The sequence below is a fragment of the Fundicoccus sp. Sow4_H7 genome (assembly GCF_052115865.1).
Taxonomy (GTDB): domain Bacteria; phylum Bacillota; class Bacilli; order Lactobacillales; family Aerococcaceae; genus Fundicoccus_A.
The window spans coordinates 56,467-72,708 of sequence record NZ_JBQKME010000005.1; the positions used below are offsets into that span (position 1 = coordinate 56,467).

The window sequence follows — 16,242 nt, forward strand, 5'->3', positions numbered from 1 at the left end:
AGGATGTCATCTTATGACAGTAAAAGTTGGTATTAACGGTTTTGGACGTATCGGACGTTTAGTATTTCGTCGTATTCTAGAAACAGATTCAGATTTAGAGGTAGTTGCAGTTAACGACTTAACAGATAGCGAGAACTTAGCATACTTACTTAAATACGATACTGCTCACGGTCGTTTTCCATATGATGTTGAAGTAAACGAAGAAGGCTTTGTAGTAGATGGAAAAAATATCAAAGTTTATGCAGAAAAAGATGCTAACAATTTACCATGGGGTGAATTAGAAGTAGATATCGTTTTAGAATGTACTGGTTTCTATACTTCTGCTGAACAATCTCAAGCACACATTAATGCTGGTGCAAAACGTGTATTAATTTCTGCTCCTGCAAAAAGTGCTGAAACAAAAACTGTTGTTTTCGGTGTTAACGAAGATATTCTTGACTCTGAAGATACAATTATTTCAGCAGCTTCATGTACAACTAACAGTTTAGCTCCAGTAGTTAAAGTATTACACGATAACTATGGAATTAAAGTTGGTAACATGGTAACTGTTCACGCTTATACAGCAACACAAGTATTACAAGATGGACCAAGCAGAAAAGACTTCCGTGGTGGACGTGCAGCTGCTCAAAACATTATCCCATCTTCAACTGGTGCAGCTAAAGCAATTGGTAAAGTAATTCCAGAACTTAATGGTTTATTAGATGGTTCTTCATTAAGAATTCCTACAATTACTGGATCACATACAATTTTCTATACATTATTAGAAAAAGAAGCTACTGTAGAAGAAATTAATGCAGCTATGAAAGCAGCATCAAGTGATTCATTCTTATACAACGAAGATGATATTGTTTCATCTGATATTATTTCTACACATGCAGGTTCTATCTTTGATGCTACTTTAACAGAAGTTCAAGCAGCTAGCGATGGAACACAATTAGTTAAAACTGTTGCATGGTATGATAACGAAGCTGGTTTCGTAGGAAACATGGTTCGTACATTAGAATACTTCGCTAAATTATAATTTGATTTAAAGTATAGCGTTTTTTAAGCGTCTATCCAAATTGGCGGGAGGCATGACGCCTCCCGCCTTATTTTATAATGTTAATACGTAAAGGAGAAAAATTATGACAAAAAAAATCGTAACCGATCTAGATGTTGCAGGTAAAACAGTTTTAGTACGTGTTGATTTTAACGTTCCAATGAATGATAGAGCGATTACCGATGACAATCGTATTGTGGCTGCTTTAGAAACAATCAAATACCTAATTGATCAAAAAGCTAAAGTTGTTTTATTCTCACATTTAGGAAAAATTAAAAATGATGAAGATAAAGCCGATAACAGTTTAACAGCTGCTGGTGTCCGTTTAAGTGAATTATTAGGACAAGGCGTTGCTTTTTCAAGAGCTACACGTGGAGAAGAGCTTGAATCAGCTATTGCGGCATTAAACGAAGGCGATGTATTGTTAGTAGAAAATACTCGTTACGAAGATATCGATGGTAAAAAAGAATCTGGTAATGATGAAGAGTTAGGAAAATATTGGGCATCTTTAGGTGATTTATTTGTTAATGATGCTTTTGGTACTGCACACCGTGCGCATGCATCGAATGTGGGTATTGCATCTCATCTAGATTCAGCAGCTGGATTTTTAGTTGAAAAAGAACTGAAATTCTTAGGTGAAGCCGTTGATAATCCAGAGCGTCCTTTTGTGGCGATTTTAGGTGGTGCTAAGGTTTCAGATAAAATTAAAGTAATTGAAAACTTATTAACTAAAGCTGATAAAGTTATTATCGGTGGAGGTATGGCATATACTTTCTTAAAAGCTCAAGGAAAAGAAATTGGTCTATCTTTATTTGAAGAAGACCGTGTTGAATTAGCAAAAGATCTATTAGATCGCGCTGGCGATAAAATTGTATTACCAGTTGATATTGTTATTGCTGATGACTTCTCAAACGATGCGAATCGCAAAGTTGTTTCAGTTGATGAAATACCAAGTGATTGGCAAGGTTTAGATTGCGGACCAAAATCAGTTGAATTATTTGCAGATGTGTTAAAAGATGCAAAAACTGTTGTTTGGAATGGACCAATGGGCGTATTCGAATTCGAAAACTTTGCTCAAGGTACAATTGGAGTATGTGAAGCAATTGCTAAGTTGGATGATGCAACTACTATTGTTGGTGGTGGAGATTCAGCAGCTGCTGTTGCTCAGTTAGGATTTGAAGATAAATTCACACATATTTCAACAGGCGGTGGCGCTTCATTAACTTATCTTGAAGGAGAAGCATTACCAGGCGTAGAAATTATTGCTGATAAATAGTTATTGTATTAGATTAAGGAGGAATTGACGTATGTCACGAAAACCGATTATTGCTGGAAACTGGAAAATGAATAAAAATCACACTGAAGCACGTTCTTTTGCAGAAGCAGTAAAAGATAAAATTCCAACTAATGATTTAGTTGATTCAGTGATTGGTTCACCAGCTTTATTTTTAGAGTCATTGAAAAATGAACTTGAAGGATCCGATGTTAAATTAGCAGCTCAAAATTGCTATTTTGAAGAAGAAGGTGCTTTTACAGGAGAAGTTAGTCCTAAAGCACTTGCTGATTTAGGTGTTGATTATGTCATTATCGGACACTCTGAACGCCGTGAATATTTCGGTGAAACAGATGAAGATATTAACAAAAAAGCACATGCTATTTTCCGTAATGGAATGATTCCAATCATATGTGTTGGTGAAACATTGGAACAACGTGAAGCAGGTGAAACGGATGAGTTTGTTTCTGGTCAAATAAAAGCTGCCTTAAAAGACCTAACTGAAGGTCAAATTGAATCATTAGTCATCGCTTATGAACCAATTTGGGCAATCGGAACAGGTAAATCCTCTTCAGCTGAAGATGCTAATGAAACATGTGGTGTTATTCGTCAAACGATTAGTGAATTGAGTTCACCAGCAGCTGCAGAAGCTGTAAGAATTCAATATGGTGGTTCAGTTAAACCAGCAAATATCGCTGAATATATGTCGCAAGAACACATCGATGGCGCATTAGTTGGTGGAGCAAGTCTTGAAGTTGATTCATTCTTGGCTTTATTGGAGGCTGTTAAATAATGACTAAAGCACCTGTTGCATTAATCATTTTAGATGGCTTTGCTATTCGAGATGAAGTAAAAGGAAATGCAGTAAAAGCCGCAAAAAAACCTAATTTTGATCGTTATTGGAATGAATTTCCACACAATCAATTAAAAGCTTCGGGAGAAGATGTTGGTTTACCAGATGGTCAAATGGGTAACTCAGAAGTTGGTCATATGAATATCGGTGCAGGACGTATTGTCTACCAATCATTAACCAGAATTAATCTAGCGATTCGAGATAAAAGCTTTTTTGAAATTCCTGAATTAAATGAAGCGATTGATCACGCAATTGAAAACGATAAAGCACTGCATTTAATGGGATTATTATCTGATGGTGGGGTTCACTCGCATTACGAACACTTATTTGCCTTATTGCAATTAGCAAAAAATAAAGGCTTGGAAAAAGTTTATGTTCATGGTTTCCTAGATGGACGAGATGTTCCACCTCAATCAGCAGTAGATTTGGTTAAAGACACCGAAGAAAAAATTAAAGAAATTGGTGTAGGACGCATTGCATCTATTTCTGGACGATATTATGCAATGGACCGTGACAAACGCTGGGACCGTGTAGAATTGGCCTATAATGCAGTGGTTAAAGGTCAAGCGCCGACAGCTACCTCTGCTGTTGAAGGAGTAGAAGCGTCTTATGCTAACGGAGTAAATGATGAATTCGTAATTCCTTTCGTTATCGAAAATGAAAATGAGCATCCAGTAAAAATTGAAGACAATGATTCTGTCATCTTCTTTAATTTCAGACCGGACCGTGCGATCCAATTAAGTACAGCTTTATCTAATCCTGGATTTGATGGTTTTGATGTAGGTACTGATGCTCCTAAAGATTTAGACTTCGTCACTTTTACAGAGTATAGTGCAGAAGTTATTTCTAAAATAGCCTTTAAAAAAGTCGATTTAACGAATACAATCGGTGAAGTATTAGCTAAAGCGGATAAAACACAGTTGCGTATAGCTGAAACTGAGAAGTTTCCGCATGTGACATTCTTTATGAGTGGTGGTCGCCATGAAACATTTGATGGTGAAGAACGCATCTTAATTCCTTCACCAAAAGTAGCCACTTATGATTTGAAACCTGAAATGTCTGCCTATGAGGTAAAAGATGCCTTAGTTAAAACGATTAACGAAGATCGCATCGATGCGATTATTCTAAACTTTGCTAACCCTGATATGGTTGGTCATAGCGGGATGTTAGAACCAACTGTAAAAGCAATTGAAGCCGTTGATGAGTGTTTAGGTGAAATCGTTGACTTAATTTTATCTGAAGGTGGAGCTGCCATTATTACAGCTGATCATGGAAATTCAGATGAAGTGACAACCCTTGAAGGTAAACCGATGACGGCACACACAACAAATCCAGTTCCAGTTATTGTAACGAAAAAAGATATTACTGTTAGAAGTGGTGGACGATTAGCCGATTTAGCACCTACCATGCTCGATTTGTTAAATATTGAAAAACCTGAAGATATGACAGGTGAAAGTTTGATTGAAAAGTAAAAAAAACTTTGCATTTTGATTGAATAATGAATAGAATAAGAATAGGTTAGCTATAGCGAAAATGCTGCTAAGTTAACAATAATATTAAGGAGAGAAATAAATGCCATATATTACAGATGTATACGCTAGAGAAGTCCTTGACTCACGTGGTAATCCTACCATTGAAGTAGAAGTTGAAACAGATAGTGGAGCTAGAGGACGTGGAATGGTTCCTTCAGGTGCTTCAACAGGAGAACACGAAGCAGTTGAATTACGTGATGGTGATAAAAGCCGTTATTTAGGTAAAGGAACTACTAAAGCTGTTGACAATGTTAATAATATTATTGCTGAAACTTTATTAGGATATAGTGTTTTAGAGCAGCAACTAATAGACCAAACAATGATTGAATTGGATGGTACACCAAATAAAGGTAAATTAGGTGCTAATGCTATTTTAGCAGTATCTATTGCTGTTGCACATGCAGCTGCTGATTACTTAGGAATTCCTTTATACAGATATTTAGGTGGAGTGAATACTAAATTATTACCTACACCAATGATGAATATCGTTAACGGTGGTTCTCACTCTGATGCACCAATCGCATTCCAAGAATTCATGATTATGCCAACAGGAGCTCCTACTTTCAAAGAAGCTTTACGTTGGGGTGCTGAAATCTTCCACGCATTAAAAGACATCTTAAAAGGTCGTGGATTAGAAACTTCAGTAGGTGACGAAGGTGGTTTTGCTCCTCGTTTTGAAGGAACTGAAGACGGTGTAGAAACAATCTTAGAAGCTATCAAATCAGTTGGTTTAGAGCCAGGGAAAGATGTATTTATTGCATTTGACTGTGCTGCTTCAGAATTCTACGAAGATGGCGTTTATAACTACGCTAAATTCGAAGGAGAAAATGGTGCAAAACGTACTGCTGAAGAACAAGTAGACTACTTAGAAGAATTAGTTAATAAATATCCAATTATCTCAATTGAAGATGGTATGGATGAAAACGACTGGGATGGATGGAAATTACTTACTGAACGTTTAGGTGAACGTGTACAATTAGTTGGTGACGACTTATTCGTTACAAACACTGAAATCTTAGAACGTGGTATTAACGAAAAAGTAAGTAACTCTATTCTAATTAAAGTGAACCAAATTGGTACATTAACAGAAACATTTGATGCAATTGAAATGGCTAAAAAAGCTGGTTACACTGCTGTTATTTCTCACCGTTCAGGTGAAACAGAAGATGCAACAATTGCTGACATTGCTGTTGCAACAAATGCTGGTCAAATCAAAACAGGATCACTTTCAAGAACTGACCGTATCGCTAAATACAATCAATTATTAAGAATTGAAGATGAATTAGCAGAATCAGCTCGTTATGATGGTGTTAAAGTATTCTACAATTTGGAAGATTAATAATTCTGATTTAAACAACTCCCGCAAATAAAAATTTGCGGGAGTTTTTACATTTAATTTACATAGATAACATAGTTGCTTTACAATGATTTGATATACTGAAATTAAAACAATCATTCAATAAGGAGCTAACATGGAGTATTACGATCAACATTTACACACATTTTTTTCGCCTGACTCGACAGAAGAATTTGAAAATTATTTACGTTTAACCGATATTTATCTGGTCACCACTGAACATTTAGACTACTATGCCAATAGTCAAGTAGTTCTTGATTATGCTAATTATAGCAAGCATATTGATCAATTGAATCAACGATACAATAACCGAATTCTTAAAGGAATCGAAGTGGGTTATACTCGAAATGATAAGCAAGAAATTTTAAACTATTTAAGTGATAAAAACTTTGATATTATTTTATTAAGCATCCACCAAAATGGAAAGCACGGTTTTATGACATTAAATCATGATACAAAACCAATTGAAACTCATTTAGAAGAATACTTTTCACTAATGCTTGAAGGGATTCAGTTTGCTGAATTTGCTAATGTACTAGCTCATTTTGATTTTGGGCTAAGAGGTTATGATCCGGTAGAAGTCGATCATCTAAGACCCTTCGAATCAATTCTTAAGGATATTTTCGCTATTATTATTGAACGCCAACAAGCCCTTGAACTGAACACGCGTAGTATGTATCGCTACCATGATGCACATTTATATGAATACGTCATCGATTTATATCAAAGTGTTGGTGGAGAATTATTTACGGTAAGTTCTGATGCCCATGTTGCTTCCGATTATCGTTTTGAATTTGATAAAGCATTTAGCATGTTAAGAAAAAGAGGCGTAGATCAACTGGTAGTCTACCAAAAACAAAAAGCAATTATGGTTGACCTACCAAAATAATAAAATTTAACATATATTATCAATTGGAATAAATGAGCATAAATTTATTCGTAAATTCATATAAAAAGAAGCCTGAATTCTAGAGTTAAAAAATTTAGGCTTTTTTGCATTTCTAAAATAAAAAATTAAAAAACAAAAACAGAAATATCTAAAAAAATAAATAATATTTCATCAACAAGTCGTTGATTTAATAATAAAATATGCTAGTTTTATTTTATAAAATATTGTAAAAAAGGGAATTGAATGATATTAAACATGAGAAGTATATAGTTTTAATGTAAAAATATACATCTCAATAAAGTGTTTGATGCTCAAGAAATGACTAGCAATAATATAAAAGAAAAAAATAAAATATATTCAATAAAATATATAATGAATATAGATATTTAATGTTTTTGTTGTTAGTCATTGGTTTGTTTTTCAATTCGTTTTTAACGACCTATTCAATCTGTACAAATGAGAACGCTTTATTAGAGTGTATAGAATCTGAAAGTGAAGTCACTGAGAGGACTATACTCTTTGATCAACCAACACATACTAATTTACGTACGAGTAGTGATATCGTTATTCCAATAAAAATTGAACATTTTGGAGAATCACTAGAAGGAGCTAAGCTACGCTTTTTAATTACTCAACATTCAATTTTATTACAAGCAAACATTGACGATTACTTTCCAGATTTAGATATTTTAGCTGAAATTAACTCTAATGAAGAAACGCAATAATATCAGATTGACCTTTCATTAGGCAGCTTAAAGGATGGAGATATTGCATACCGAGATTTACATTTAAAAACGTTAGATGATGACAGTAAGCGCAATAATGAAATATTAACTGTACAAGCTCAATTAATTTATCAAGAAAACATAATTACACAAACGAATGCATTAGATTACCAATTTGTCACACGTCGCCCGCTAGTGAATGCACATGTAAATTATTTAGATGCTAATCAAGATGATGAAGAAGCAAGTGATATTGAAGTGGATTTTCAAATTTAATTTGATAAAAATGGGACTGGAAATGGTTCAGGATTAGTTGCATGGGATTCTATTTCAATCACATCCCTCACACCAGAAGGCTTGCTTGCAAGTGATCTAAACACAGAATGGATGCTTGATAATCAAACTACAAAGTTTGAATTCTCTAAAGAAGTTCTCAATTCAGACACGTTATAAAATCGTTGTTTTTGTTAGCAAAAGATTCTTTTGATGGTGTGATGACTACTACTTTATCATTTAATGATGCAAATAGTGAGCCTGAAATGATTTCAATAGATACTCCTATTAGTATAGAAACTGTAAGTGAAGCAACGATATCTATCACGCAAGCGGAAATAAAAGCAGAATATGTTTCTTTTATTCCATCAACTAAAACATTTTTTAATCCAACTGAAATCATTACATCGCATATTTTCATCAATGGAACACCTATTTTAGGAAATTTACAAGGATTCTATATGGATGTTCATGTACCTGCAAGCTATCAAGTAGACACATTGCCTCTGACAAGAAGTGCTTATTTAGATTTCTTTAGTATTCCCCCTGGTCAAGGTTTAATTAATCGCGTTGAGCCACGACGTGCTGAAAATGGTGAAACCATTATTCGATTATATTTTGATGATCTACAAAGTATTAGTAGAATTCTTATTCCTTACTCATTTAGTTTCGCAGATCGTATTACACCAATCGATTATACAATTCAACCATATGCTATCTTTTACGATGATGAAGGTAATATACTAGACCGAGTAGAAGGTAAAGAATATGGTGCAACTTATCCAACGCTTACTGTGATTAAATTAGCGGTGCCGTCCTACTTATTATTAGTGGCAAGAATAAAAAAATCAACAAAAATAATCATAACACATGAAAAGTAATGACTCTTACTACAGCTTTTTAGCTATTAAGAGTCATACTTTTTTAATAAATTTATTTATATTTGTTTATATGACAATTTTTCAACAATACAATATTTTAAAATCATTATGCTATTGAATATGGATTCATGTTATAATCAGGTATAAACTATTTTTAAGGAGAATGTTAGATGTCAAAAACAATGGCAATTAATGCAGGTAGCTCAAGTTTAAAATTCCAAATTATTGAGATGCCTGAAGAAGTTGTTTTAGCAAAAGGTTTAATCGAAAGAATTGGCTTAAATAATTCTGTGTTCAGTTTAGAATTTGGGGACAAAGAAGTTGAAATTTCTCAAGATATCCCTGATCACGATTTAGCTGTTAAAATATTATTTGACCAATTAGCGGAGCATCAGGTAGTAGACTCACTAGAAGAAATTACGGGTGTTGGTCACCGAGTTGTTGCTGGTGGAGAGTTATTTAAAGAATCTGCAGTCGTGACAGATGAAGTCATTCAACAAGTAGCAGATTTAGGAGAATTTGCACCATTACATAACCCAGCAGAAGCTGTTGTTATGCGTGCATTTAAAGAACGTTTACCACATGCATCAATGGCTGCTATTTTTGATACATCTTTCCATACAACTATGCCTGCGGTTAACTACATTTATAGTTTACCTTACGAATACTATGAAGATTTCCAAGCAAGAAAATATGGTGCACATGGAACAAGTCATGCCTATGTCAGCCGTCGTGCGGCAGAAATTCTTGGTAAACCATACGAAGAATTAAAAATCATTACATGCCACTTAGGAAATGGTGCTTCAATTACAGCAGTAGAAAATGGACAATCTGTTGATACTTCAATGGGCTTTACACCTTTAGCAGGTGTAACCATGGGGACACGTACAGGTGACATTGATGCATCTCTACTACCATTCTTAATGGACAAATTAAATATCACTGATGTAAATGAAATGGTTAATATTTTAAACAAAAAATCTGGACTCTTAGGTGTTTCTGGCGTTTCATCTGATATGCGTGACGTTGAATCAGCTGCTGCAGAAGGAAATGAAAGAGCTCAATTAGCTTTAGACATTTTTGTTAACCGCGTTCAGAAATATATCGGTCAATATGTTGCGGTAATGAATGGTGTGGATGCGATTGTATTCACAGCTGGTATTGGAGAAAACTCTGCGTCAACACGTGCTAAGATTATTAATGGTATTACAGCATTTGGTTGTGATATCGACGCAGAACGTAATAATACACGTAAAGAAGCAATTGTTTCATCAGATGATGCGAAAGTTGCAGTTATTAACATTCCAACCGATGAGGAAATGGAAATCGCACGTGAAGTAGAACGTTTAAAATAATTGTTAAATAAATATCTGTACTTAAACCGTATGAGGTTTTGTCTTGTCGACAAGCTTCATATGGTTTTTTTATTGCAGAGATATTTATTTTTGTTGACGAAAGATAGGAGAATAGGCTATCGTAATGGTAGATTAGTCATGAAAGTGAGCGAGTGATTATGGTAGAACGAGAATTACTGGATGGGAAGGCAATCGATCGGACGCTGAAACGGATTGCACATGAAATTATTGAACGCAATAAAACGACGGATGATTTAATTCTTGTGGGTGTCAAAACAAGGGGTGAATTTCTTGCGCAACGTTTAGCGATGAAAATTAGTGAAATTGAAGCGAGTGAAGTAGCGATTGAGGCCTTAGATATTACTTTGTATCGGGATGATTTGAGCTTCGTTTCGCAATCAGGTGATCCTGAAGTTATTCAACCAGTATTTGGGCAGTCTTTAGAAGGTAAAACGGTCATTATTGTTGATGATGTTCTGTATACAGGTCGAACGGTAAGAGCAGCTTTAGATGCCATTTTAGAGACAGGTCGACCAAACTATATTCAATTGGCTATCTTGGTCGATAGAGGTCACCGGGAGTTGCCGATTCGGGCTGATTTTGTTGGAAAAAATGTACCGACTTCGAAAAGTGAACAGATTAAAGTTCGCTTAACGGAAGTCGATGGTATTGATCAAGTGATGATTGTAAATGCTTCTTAAACAGATAAAATAGCCAGAGAGTTCACAATGAACTTTCTGGCTTATTTGGTTCTACAATTTTATTTTAGTAAAGCATAAAAAGAAAATAACATGAGGGTTGTTAAAATAAGTGAGACAACAATCCAAACAATGACCCAAAAGTCTAATTGGTTAAGAACTAGAACAAAACCTAAGATAGACATGAGTAAATAACTAATGCTAAATGCATTGATCAAAGTTGGTTTGTCGATTTTTAATAATTTTACTAAGGAATGACGATAAATGAAAAGATATAAGGCGATTATCATCATCATAGAGGGAAAAGCAAAAAATAATATATCTAGCATGACGGCTCCTTAAATAACTAAATTAATTGATAAAAAAAGACTGGCACAGGCCAGTCTCTACAAAATATCCGGTGATGCCGTCTCTATGCTTACATGTTTTGAACCCGCATGTATATGCAGGTGGGCTCCACAAACATAATTCCTGACTTCCAAGTGATAAGGCATGTCATCATTATTATCTGACAGGATCCCAAGGTAAAAATAAATGATCGGTCCACACAATGTAAACACAACGCACATCTCAGACATCTTGTATCTATTTAAATTATAACACTATCTGTAGTTTTAGCAAGTGAATTGTAATCGTATGCATAAAAAAATCAATATCTTTGTTATAAAAGTTTATTTTTGTGACTTTAATTGTTGGTAATAATCGGCCAATGCTTTCTCGTATTTACCTGTTGGTTCCGCCTTGAAATATTGTTGGTTTTTTAAGTTATCTGGTAAATACTGCTGTTTTACCCAATGATTTGGATAGTCGTGTGGATATAAATATTCGACACCTCGACCTAACTTGCTTGCTCCTGAATAATGAGCATCTCGCAAATGATCTGGTACTTGTCCAACATTACCCTTTTGTAAGTCAGCAATAGCGCTATCGATGCCACGAACAGAAGTATTCGACTTAGGACTTAATGCCAGTTCGGTCACAGCATAGGCTAAAGGAATTCTTGCTTCAGGTAAACCTAGTTTTTCTGCTGCAATAACGGCAGCAACTGTTCTTTCGGTCGCACCAGGATTTCCAAGACCAATATCTTCATAGGCAATGACTAGAAGGCGTCTGCATGCAATAATGAGTTCGCCTGCTTCCATTAAAATGGCTAGGTAATGTAGGGCTGCATCGACATCACTTCCGCGAATTGATTTTTGAAAGGCTGAAATTACATCATAATGAGCATCGCCGTCTTTATCATGAGATAATTGTTTGCGCTGTAGGCATTCTTCTGCAATTTCTTTTGTTATAACAATGTCACCATTTTCATTTTCTTGCGTGGATAAGACCGCAAGTTCAAGTGAATTGAGTGCTGTACGAATATCACCGTTAGTCACTTGCGCAAAATGTTTTAGCACACTATCTTCTATGACAATAGAATACTTTCCAAGACCTCTTTCTTTATCGCTTATAGCACGCTCTAAGCCTAGGACAATATCATCAACCGCTAGAGGTTTAACTTCAAATATTTGTAATCGACTACGAATAGCGGGGCTGATGGCGATATAGGGATTCTCAGTTGTAGCACCAATTAAAATTACTCGGCCGTTTTCAAGATGAGGTAATAAATAATCCTGTTTAACTTTATTGAGTCTATGAATCTCATCTAAGAGTAAGATAACAGTCCCGGACATTTTACCTTCTTCAACAACTATTTCAAGATCTTTCTTGCTGTCAGTGGCCGCATTTAAAATTCTGAAGGCATATTTTGTACTTCCAGCAATAGCACTGGCAATACTCGTTTTACCCGTTCCAGGGGGGCCATATAATATCATGGAAGATAATCGATTAGCAGAAACCATGCGATGGATTATTTTACCTGGGCTAACCAAATGGGTTTGACCTAAAACTTCATCAATACTTTTAGGTCTCATTCTATAGGCTAGTGGTTGTTGCATTTATTTTCACTCCTTGTCACTCTCTCAGTGTTTGTATTATATCACAGAACGTTTGTTCGTGTTCGATAATTGACTTAAACTTGTCGGCTTTGTCTGTGAATTCATCTTGGACTATGGCATAATATTTAACACATTGGATTTAGATATCAATCAGACGAACCAATGGTGTTTATTTGTCCGATTCATTGTTGATCTGATGAAATACTGGTGTCTATTCGTCTAATCTCTGGTCAATCAGACAAAACGCCGGTGTCTATTCGTCAGATTAAGAATCGCATAGATATTTACTTAAAATAAAGGTTTATTTTCAATCAAATGAATGTTATAATGATAAGGTTGTAAGTATACTGTAAAGGAGGAAGACATATGATATACTTGGATCATGCAGCGACAACGCCTATTCACCCTGAAGTTGTTGAGACAATAACGGAAGCTCTAGTGTCGGATTATGGAAATCCATCCAGTATTTATCGAATTGGTAAACAAGCAAAAAGAAAGATTAATACGGCGCGAGAGAAGATGGCAGAACTGTTAGCTGTTAATTCGAATCATTTGTATTTTACAAGTGGGGCAACGGAAGCCAATAATTGGGCATTAGTGCATCAAGCTCGCCTAGCCAAAAAGCTAGGTAAAGGTAATCATATTGTTGCGACTGCGATTGAGCATCCTTCCGTCCGTGAAAGTTTGTTGTCTTTGGAAAGTGAAGGATTTGAAATTAGCTGGATCCATCCAGATGACAATCATCAAATTACAGTTGAAGCTTTTGATGTAGCTACAACACCACAAACTATTGGTTGGGTAGCAATGGCGGTTAATAACGAGGTCGGCTCTATTTTACCTGTCAAAGAATTAGGACAGCGAGCCAAAGTAAATAACTTGTGGTTCCACGTTGATGGCGTTCAAGCGATGAATGGAACGGTTAAAGAAATTATTCCATATGTGACGTCTTTTTCAGCTTCTGCTCATAAATTTAATGGGCCAAAAGGGATAGGTTTTTTAATTTATCAACCTTGGGATACTGAAATGATGTTAGAAGCATTGATTCATGGAGGCTCACAAGAATTTAGTAAACGAGCTGGGACAGAAAATACACCCTATATTCTTGGTATGGCAAAAGCTTTAGAATTAATCTTAAATGAAAGCTTTGATGAAGAAGGACATTTCAATCATTTATTTCAGTATTTAATTGAACAACTTGACATAAATAATATCGAATATAAACTAAATGGTGATGGTGAACATCATTCAAAACATATTGTTAATCTATGGTTTCCAGGTCTATCTTCTAGTCAATTTTTGATTCAGATGGATTTGGCTGAAATATATATATCAGCAGGAAGTGCTTGTTCAGCTGGTTCACTTGAAGATAGTTTGATTTTAAAAGCTTATTATCCCAAGGAAGCTCAACGTTGGCAAGAGAGTATCCGTATTTCATTTGGTAGACAAACCCAGATTGAAGAGATAGATTATTTAATAAAACAAATAAAATTAATGAATGAAAGGAGCTAAACAAATGGCATTTAGTAATGTAGCAACACTTAAAGGGTTTAATCGTTCATTTAAGATTAATCCGGAATGTCGTCCGTATACGCTGCGTGATAATGGTTTTGAAGATACAAGAGGTGGCAATTTCCAATATAAACGTCCATTGGATGTGGAACACCGCAATGGCTTAGTTTTAAAAGTTACTATAAACAGTGATTTGACACAACTTAAAATTTCAACGGTTAATACTAAAGGTTTACAAAGTGTGGATGTTATGAAATTAGCTAACAATGATATGGTTGTAGAGAAGATCAACTTTATTTTTGATGGCTTTGTTGATAGAGATGTATTTATTGAAGTAGAGTAATTTTAGAATATTATTTAAGAAAGGAGAAAATTGATGACTGATAATAGTAAAACACGTGTCATTATTGGTATGAGTGGTGGGGTTGACTCATCTGTTGCAGCATTATTATTAAAGCAACAAGGTTACGATGTTATTGGGTTGTTCATGAAAAATTGGGATGATACAGACGAAAGAGGCTATTGTACTGCAACTGAGGACTATGAAGATGTGGCTAAAGTAGCGGATCAAATTGGGATTCCTTATTATTCAGTTAATTTTGAAAAGGAATATTGGGACCGTGTGTTTGAATATTTCTTAGAAGAATATCGTAATGGTCGCACACCTAATCCAGATGTTATGTGTAATAAAGAAATCAAATTTAAAGCCTTTCTTGATTATGCGATGGGTCTAGGTGCAGATTATGTGGCAATGGGACATTATGCTCGTCTAGAACGTGACGAAAATGGTGTTGTGCACTTATTGCGTGGAGTTGATAGCAATAAAGATCAAACCTATTTCTTAAGTCAATTATCACAAGAACAACTTCAAAAAGCGATGTTTCCCCTAGGTCATTTAAACAAAAAAGAAGTAAGACAAATTGCCTTAGATAATAATTTAGCGACAGCTACAAAAAAAGATTCTACCGGTATTTGTTTTATTGGTGAAAAAGATTTTAATACTTTCTTATCCAACTATTTACCAAACCGTAGTGGTCAAATGATGACACGTGACGGTGAAGTGAAAGGGACACATGCTGGTTTAATGTATTATACAATCGGCCAACGTCATGGTTTAGGTATTGGTGGCGGTGGTGAAAGCAATGATCCATGGTTTGTGATTGGGAAAGATTTAGCGACACAAACTTTATATGTTGGTCAAGGCTATCACCATCCAGAACTTTATGCAGATTCACTCGATGCATCTAATATCCAATTTACTACAGCTGATTTACCAAATAGTTTTGAATGTACGGCTAAATTCCGTTACCGTCAAGACGATGTGAAAGTAAAGGTTGTATTAGACGATAATCGAACTACTGCTAAAGTTTACTTTGATGAGCCTGTTAGAGCTATTACACCTGGACAAGCTGTTGTATTTTATGACGAAGAAGAGTGTTTAGGTGGCGGAATTATTGATGCTGCTTATGTTGCGGATGAAATGCGACAATACGTTTAATAAATATCCATATTTTGCTGAAACTATCTCGCAATTTCAACTTATTTATGCTAATATTACATACGGACTATTTTAAATAGGGGGATATTAATTTGTATAATGCATTGGTAGTAGCATTAATTGTTGTTTCAATCTTATTAATTATTTTAGTAGTAATGCAACCTTCAAAAAGTAATGCAGCAAGTAGTTTAACAGGAGGAAACGCTGACGAACCTCAAGCAAGGGTTAAAGCCAGAGGATTTGAGGCTTTTCTACTTAGAGCAACGACTGTTTTAGGTGTTTTATTTTTTGTTTTAGCACTTGCAATCACTTATTTAGCAGGTAAATAAGAGGAAGCTTCTGATTAAATAATCAGAGGCTTTTTATTTTAGTGCTCATAATTGTTTTCAATACTATTTCGATGAATATAATGATATAGTG

At 35.1% G+C, this 16,242-nt stretch carries 16 protein-coding genes and 1 other RNA gene; 14 read left to right on the forward strand and 3 right to left on the reverse strand.

What is annotated here, in order from left to right; all coding sequences use genetic code 11:
- Positions 1-13 precede the first annotated feature (13 nt).
- The 10 genes from gap to pyrR all read left to right on the forward strand — a co-directional run bounded on the left by gap (position 14) and on the right by pyrR (position 10,878).
- On the forward strand, positions 14-1,021 hold the full coding sequence (gene gap / locus ACTQ54_RS06440; protein WP_441755313.1) for a type I glyceraldehyde-3-phosphate dehydrogenase: 1,008 nt from the start codon (positions 14-16) through the stop codon (positions 1,019-1,021).
- A gap of 103 nt (positions 1,022-1,124) precedes the next feature.
- Complete coding sequence (locus tag ACTQ54_RS06445; protein WP_441755314.1) at positions 1,125-2,315, forward strand: phosphoglycerate kinase; 1,191 nt, start codon at positions 1,125-1,127, stop codon at positions 2,313-2,315.
- A gap of 31 nt (positions 2,316-2,346) precedes the next feature.
- Positions 2,347-3,105: a triose-phosphate isomerase gene (tpiA, locus tag ACTQ54_RS06450; RefSeq protein WP_441755315.1), complete on the forward strand. Its 759-nt coding sequence runs from the start codon at positions 2,347-2,349 to the stop codon at positions 3,103-3,105.
- A complete protein-coding gene (gene gpmI / locus ACTQ54_RS06455) occupies positions 3,105-4,637 on the forward strand; it encodes a 2,3-bisphosphoglycerate-independent phosphoglycerate mutase (protein ID WP_441755316.1) in 1,533 nt (510 codons plus the stop codon). The genes tpiA and gpmI overlap by 1 nt, the downstream gene beginning before the upstream one ends.
- A 100-nt stretch (positions 4,638-4,737) precedes the next feature.
- The gene (gene eno, locus ACTQ54_RS06460) at positions 4,738-6,036 is read left to right on the forward strand and encodes a phosphopyruvate hydratase (protein WP_441755317.1); all 1,299 of its coding nucleotides are present in this window, start codon (positions 4,738-4,740) and stop codon (positions 6,034-6,036) included.
- A gap of 133 nt (positions 6,037-6,169) precedes the next feature.
- The gene (locus tag ACTQ54_RS06465; protein ID WP_441755318.1) at positions 6,170-6,943 is read left to right on the forward strand and encodes a PHP domain-containing protein; all 774 of its coding nucleotides are present in this window, start codon (positions 6,170-6,172) and stop codon (positions 6,941-6,943) included.
- 389 nt (positions 6,944-7,332) lie between these two features.
- On the forward strand, positions 7,333-7,668 hold the full coding sequence (locus tag ACTQ54_RS06470; protein WP_441755319.1) for a hypothetical protein: 336 nt from the start codon (positions 7,333-7,335) through the stop codon (positions 7,666-7,668).
- 464 nt (positions 7,669-8,132) lie between these two features.
- Complete coding sequence (locus tag ACTQ54_RS06475; RefSeq protein WP_441755320.1) at positions 8,133-8,822, forward strand: hypothetical protein; 690 nt, start codon at positions 8,133-8,135, stop codon at positions 8,820-8,822.
- A 170-nt stretch (positions 8,823-8,992) separates the two neighbouring features.
- Positions 8,993-10,177, forward strand: a complete 1,185-nt coding sequence (locus ACTQ54_RS06480; RefSeq protein WP_441755321.1) for an acetate kinase — start codon at positions 8,993-8,995, stop codon at positions 10,175-10,177.
- 158 nt (positions 10,178-10,335) lie between these two features.
- Positions 10,336-10,878, forward strand: a complete 543-nt coding sequence (pyrR, locus tag ACTQ54_RS06485; RefSeq protein ID WP_441755322.1) for a bifunctional pyr operon transcriptional regulator/uracil phosphoribosyltransferase PyrR — start codon at positions 10,336-10,338, stop codon at positions 10,876-10,878.
- A gap of 59 nt (positions 10,879-10,937) precedes the next feature.
- Here the strand turns inward: pyrR and ACTQ54_RS06490 are convergent, their stop codons facing one another.
- The 3 genes from ACTQ54_RS06490 to ACTQ54_RS06500 all read right to left on the reverse strand — a co-directional run bounded on the left by ACTQ54_RS06490 (position 10,938) and on the right by ACTQ54_RS06500 (position 12,815).
- Positions 10,938-11,204, reverse strand: coding sequence for a hypothetical protein (locus tag ACTQ54_RS06490; RefSeq protein ID WP_441755323.1), 267 nt, complete (start codon positions 11,202-11,204; stop codon positions 10,938-10,940).
- A gap of 61 nt (positions 11,205-11,265) precedes the next feature.
- Positions 11,266-11,455: non-coding RNA, 6S RNA (gene ssrS, locus ACTQ54_RS06495), on the reverse strand.
- A gap of 91 nt (positions 11,456-11,546) precedes the next feature.
- On the reverse strand, positions 11,547-12,815 hold the full coding sequence (locus ACTQ54_RS06500; protein ID WP_441755324.1) for a replication-associated recombination protein A: 1,269 nt from the start codon (positions 12,813-12,815) through the stop codon (positions 11,547-11,549).
- 366 nt (positions 12,816-13,181) lie between these two features.
- Between ACTQ54_RS06500 and ACTQ54_RS06505 the strand changes: the two genes are divergently transcribed.
- From ACTQ54_RS06505 to secG, 4 genes are all read left to right on the forward strand, one after another.
- The gene (locus ACTQ54_RS06505; protein ID WP_441755325.1) at positions 13,182-14,324 is read left to right on the forward strand and encodes a cysteine desulfurase family protein; all 1,143 of its coding nucleotides are present in this window, start codon (positions 13,182-13,184) and stop codon (positions 14,322-14,324) included.
- Between the two features lie 4 nt (positions 14,325-14,328).
- Positions 14,329-14,667, forward strand: a complete 339-nt coding sequence (locus ACTQ54_RS06510) for a cysteine desulfurase (protein ID WP_441755326.1) — start codon at positions 14,329-14,331, stop codon at positions 14,665-14,667.
- Positions 14,668-14,700: 33 nt separating this feature from the next.
- Positions 14,701-15,822 (forward strand): tRNA 2-thiouridine(34) synthase MnmA, encoded by a 1,122-nt coding sequence (gene mnmA, locus ACTQ54_RS06515; protein WP_441755327.1) that lies wholly within the window; start codon positions 14,701-14,703, stop codon positions 15,820-15,822.
- Positions 15,823-15,914: 92 nt separating this feature from the next.
- Positions 15,915-16,151, forward strand: coding sequence for a preprotein translocase subunit SecG (gene secG, locus ACTQ54_RS06520; RefSeq protein WP_441755328.1), 237 nt, complete (start codon positions 15,915-15,917; stop codon positions 16,149-16,151).
- Positions 16,152-16,242 lie beyond the last annotated feature (91 nt).